The sequence below is a fragment of the Streptomyces sp. WELS2 genome (assembly GCF_013870595.1).
In the GTDB taxonomy this organism is placed as follows: domain Bacteria; phylum Actinomycetota; class Actinomycetes; order Streptomycetales; family Streptomycetaceae; genus Streptomyces.
Genome location: NZ_JACBWZ010000769.1, coordinates 1 through 2890, shown reverse-complemented (window position 1 = coordinate 2890; position 2890 = coordinate 1). Strand labels below are relative to the sequence as shown.

The following is a 2890-nucleotide window of genomic DNA, read 5'->3' as shown; positions in this document are numbered from 1 at the left end:
CTCCGCCCTGACCCGGCGGGTGGCCGCCGGTGAGGTGGTGGCCGTGTCCACGGCCGAGCGGTTCGCCCACGCGCTGCACGAGCGGCTTTCGGCACACGCCGAGGATTTCCGGCTGCACCCTCCGCAGAATTCCGCGCTGTCCCGGGCATCCGGGCTCAATGTGCTCAACGCGGCCTATCTGGTGACCCGGGCCCATTCGGAGGAATTCGTGGAACTGGTGGACCGGACGAAGGACGAGGAGGCCGGATTCCGGGTGGAACTGACCGGCCCGTGGGCCGCTTATTCGTTCACGGGAGAGGCCGGGGAAACCGGGGAGACGGTGGAAACCGGAGAGAGCGCGGGCGCGGCGGGCGCCGGGGAGGGAGTGTCGTGACGGTTGTCGAACGGCGCGAGATCGCGCTCGTCGACCTGCTCGACCGGCTGCTGGCCGGCGGAGTCGTGATCACCGGGGACATCACCCTGCGGATCGCGGACGTCGACCTGGTCCGCATCGACCTGAACGCGCTGATCAGCTCCGTCAACGCGGCGGTGCCCTCGCCCTTCGAGCCCCGGCTCCTGCCCGCCGGGACCGCCGAGCCGTCCGAGGAGGCCATGTGACCCCGCGCAAGCGGCTCGACCTGGAACCCGACACGGTAGAGCGCGACCTGGTGAAACTGGTGCTGACCGTGGTGGAACTGCTGCGCCAGCTCATGGAGCGGCAGGCCGTGCGCCGCTTCGACACCGGCGAACTGACCGAGGAGCAGGAGGAGCGGATCGGGCTCACCCTGATGCTCCTGGAGGAGCGCATGGCCGAGCTGCGCGACCGCTACGGACTGCGGCCCGAGGACCTGAACCTGGACCTCGGGCCGCTCGGAACGCTGCTTCCCCGCGACTAGGGAGCCGACCGGGGCGTCACCACCGGTACCAGCGCCCCCTGCCGCCGCCGGCCGTCGTGCCGCGGGCCACGAAGCCCAGCAGCCACAGGACCAGCACCGCAAGGGCGATCCACCAGAGAATCTTCACCGCGAATCCGGCGCCGAAAAGAACAAGGGCCAGAAGCAGCACCAGCAGAATGGGAACCATAGTGTGAAACCTCCTGCAGATCTGGTTTCCAGAAATCCGCGAATCAGGCTTCTTTACGGCACAGAATCTCCCCGTGCAGAACGGCGAACCAGCCGTCCTCGCACCGGCCCCATTCCCGCCACGCCTCGGACACCGCCCGCAGCCGCTCCACGGTGGCGTGACCGCCCTGGACCGCCCGGCCGGCGTACGCGGAGGCCAGGGTGCGCTCCGCCCACAGGCCGCTCCACCAGGCCCGCTCCTCGGCGGTGGAGAACGTCCAGGTGCTGGTGGTGGCGGTGACGCCGGTCAGTCCGGCGGCCAGCGCCCACGCCTTCAGCCGGCGCCCGGCGTCGGGCTCGCCGCCGTTGGCGCGGGCCACCCGTTCGTACAGGCCCAGCCAGTCGTCCAGCCCCGGCACCGCCGGGTACCAGGTCATCGCCGCGTAGTCCGCGTCGCGCACGGCGATGAACCCGCCCGGCTTCGTCACCCGGTGCATCTCGCGCAGCGCCCGCACCGGGTCGCCCACGTGCTGGAGCACCTGGTGGGCGTGGACCACGCAGAAGGTGTCGTCCGGGTAGTCCAGGGCGTGGACGTCGGCCACCGCGAAGTCGACGTTGGCCAGCCCCCGGGCGGCGGCGGTGGCCCGGGCCCGCTCCAGCACGCCGGCCGCCCGGTCGACGCCGGTGACATGGCCGTCGGGGACCAGTTCCGCCAGGTCGGCGGTGATGGTGCCCGGTCCGCAGCCGATGTCCAGGATCCTCATGTGGGGCTTCAGGGAGCCGAGCAGATAGGCCGCGGAGTTGGCGGCGGTCCGCCAGGTGTGCGAGCGCAGCACCGACTCGTGGTGCCCGTGCGTGTAGACGGCCCTCTCCTGTGCCTCCGGCATGGCCGTACCCCTTCCCCTCGTGGCGGACCGGCCGTACCCGTCCGCCGGTACGTCACCACCGTACGCGCGCATGCCGAATGATGAGATCTGCGTATCGGGATATGGACTGACCAGCAGTCAGGAGCCGATGTCCAGCGGACGGTACACCGTCAGCGCCTCCGGCAGCTTCTCCAGCGTCACCTCGCCCGACACCGAGGTGACCTCGCCGTCGTAGGCGAGCGGGGTGTCCGGGGCGACACCGGTCAGCCGCAGCCGGTTCACCTGCACCGCCGAGTGCGCCGGCGAGCGGGTCAGCGGTCCCGCCACGGCCGCCGCGAGCAGCCGCAGCGCGGGCCTGCGGCCCCCGTGCACCACCCGCACGTCCAGCAGCCCGTCCGCCAGATCGGTCCGGCGGCCCGGCGTGAGACCCATACGGTGGTAGATCCCGTTGCCGACGAAGAGCAGCCACAGGGGCCGCGACTCACCGCCCACCCGCACCTCCAGCGGATGCTCGCCGGCCCGCAGTACGCGCAGCGCGCCGAGCACCCCGGCCGGCCAGCCGCCGATCCGGTGCGACCAGCGGTCCCTGACCCGCACCAGCTCCGGGTACACGCCGAGGCTCAGCGTGTTCAGGAACAGGCCCTCCCGGTCACCGGCGGTGAACCGGCCCGCGTCCACCCGGACCGCCTCGCCGTGCCGGACCGCGCGGGCCAGCAGACGCTCGTCCGCCACGCCGAGGTCGGCGGCGAAGTGGTTGAGGGTGCCGCCCGGCAGCACCGCGAGCGGCAGCCCGTGCCGCAGCGCCACCCGGGCCGCCGCGTTCACCGTGCCGTCGCCACCGCACACCCCGAGCACCCGCGCCCGCGCCGCCGCCTTCTCCAGTTCCTCCCCGACGTCCTCCGGCGCGCACTCCACGACCTCCGCCTCCGGCAGCGCGTCGTGCAGTGCCCCGACCCGGTCCGCCGTCCCCGCGGCCCGGTTGGC

6 protein-coding genes are annotated in these 2890 nt (G+C 72.6%); 3 read left to right on the top strand and 3 right to left on the bottom strand.

Annotation, left to right across the window (positions count from 1 at the left end; translation table 11 throughout):
• The 3 genes from H5J33_RS29550 to H5J33_RS29540 all read left to right on the top strand — a co-directional run.
• Nucleotides 1-373 (top strand): GvpL/GvpF family gas vesicle protein (locus H5J33_RS29550; RefSeq protein ID WP_181797864.1); only part of this gene is annotated, 373 nt, incomplete at its 5' end.
• Nucleotides 370-597, top strand: a complete 228-nt coding sequence (locus H5J33_RS29545; RefSeq protein WP_181797863.1) for a gas vesicle protein — start codon at nucleotides 370-372, stop codon at nucleotides 595-597. The genes H5J33_RS29550 and H5J33_RS29545, both read left to right, overlap by 4 nt.
• Nucleotides 594-875, top strand: coding sequence for a gas vesicle protein K (locus H5J33_RS29540; RefSeq protein ID WP_181797862.1), 282 nt, complete (start codon nucleotides 594-596; stop codon nucleotides 873-875). The genes H5J33_RS29545 and H5J33_RS29540 overlap by 4 nt, the downstream gene beginning before the upstream one ends.
• Before the next feature lie 16 nt (nucleotides 876-891).
• Here H5J33_RS29540 and H5J33_RS29535 read toward each other — a convergent pair whose 3' ends face one another.
• From H5J33_RS29535 to H5J33_RS29525, 3 genes are all read right to left on the bottom strand, one after another.
• Nucleotides 892-1062: a hypothetical protein gene (locus H5J33_RS29535; protein ID WP_030605834.1), complete on the bottom strand. Its 171-nt coding sequence runs from the start codon at nucleotides 1060-1062 to the stop codon at nucleotides 892-894.
• Nucleotides 1063-1105: 43 nt separating this feature from the next.
• Nucleotides 1106-1927 carry a class I SAM-dependent methyltransferase gene (locus H5J33_RS29530; protein WP_181797861.1) on the bottom strand — a complete coding sequence of 274 codons (822 nt, stop codon included), beginning with the start codon at nucleotides 1925-1927 and terminating at the stop codon, nucleotides 1106-1108.
• Between the two features lie 117 nt (nucleotides 1928-2044).
• On the bottom strand, nucleotides 2045-2890 hold an 846-nt coding region (locus tag H5J33_RS29525; RefSeq protein ID WP_309485514.1), incomplete at its 5' end, for a diacylglycerol kinase family protein.

Bases quoted from the DNA above. Each gene is read 5' to 3' on its own strand.
- H5J33_RS29530 (WP_181797861.1), bottom strand. From the start codon at position 1,927: ATGCCGGAGGCACAGGAGAGGGCCGTCTACACGCACGGGCACCACGAG.
- H5J33_RS29535 (WP_030605834.1), bottom strand. From the start codon at position 1,062: ATGGTTCCCATTCTGCTGGTGCTGCTTCTGGCCCTTGTTCTTTTCGGC.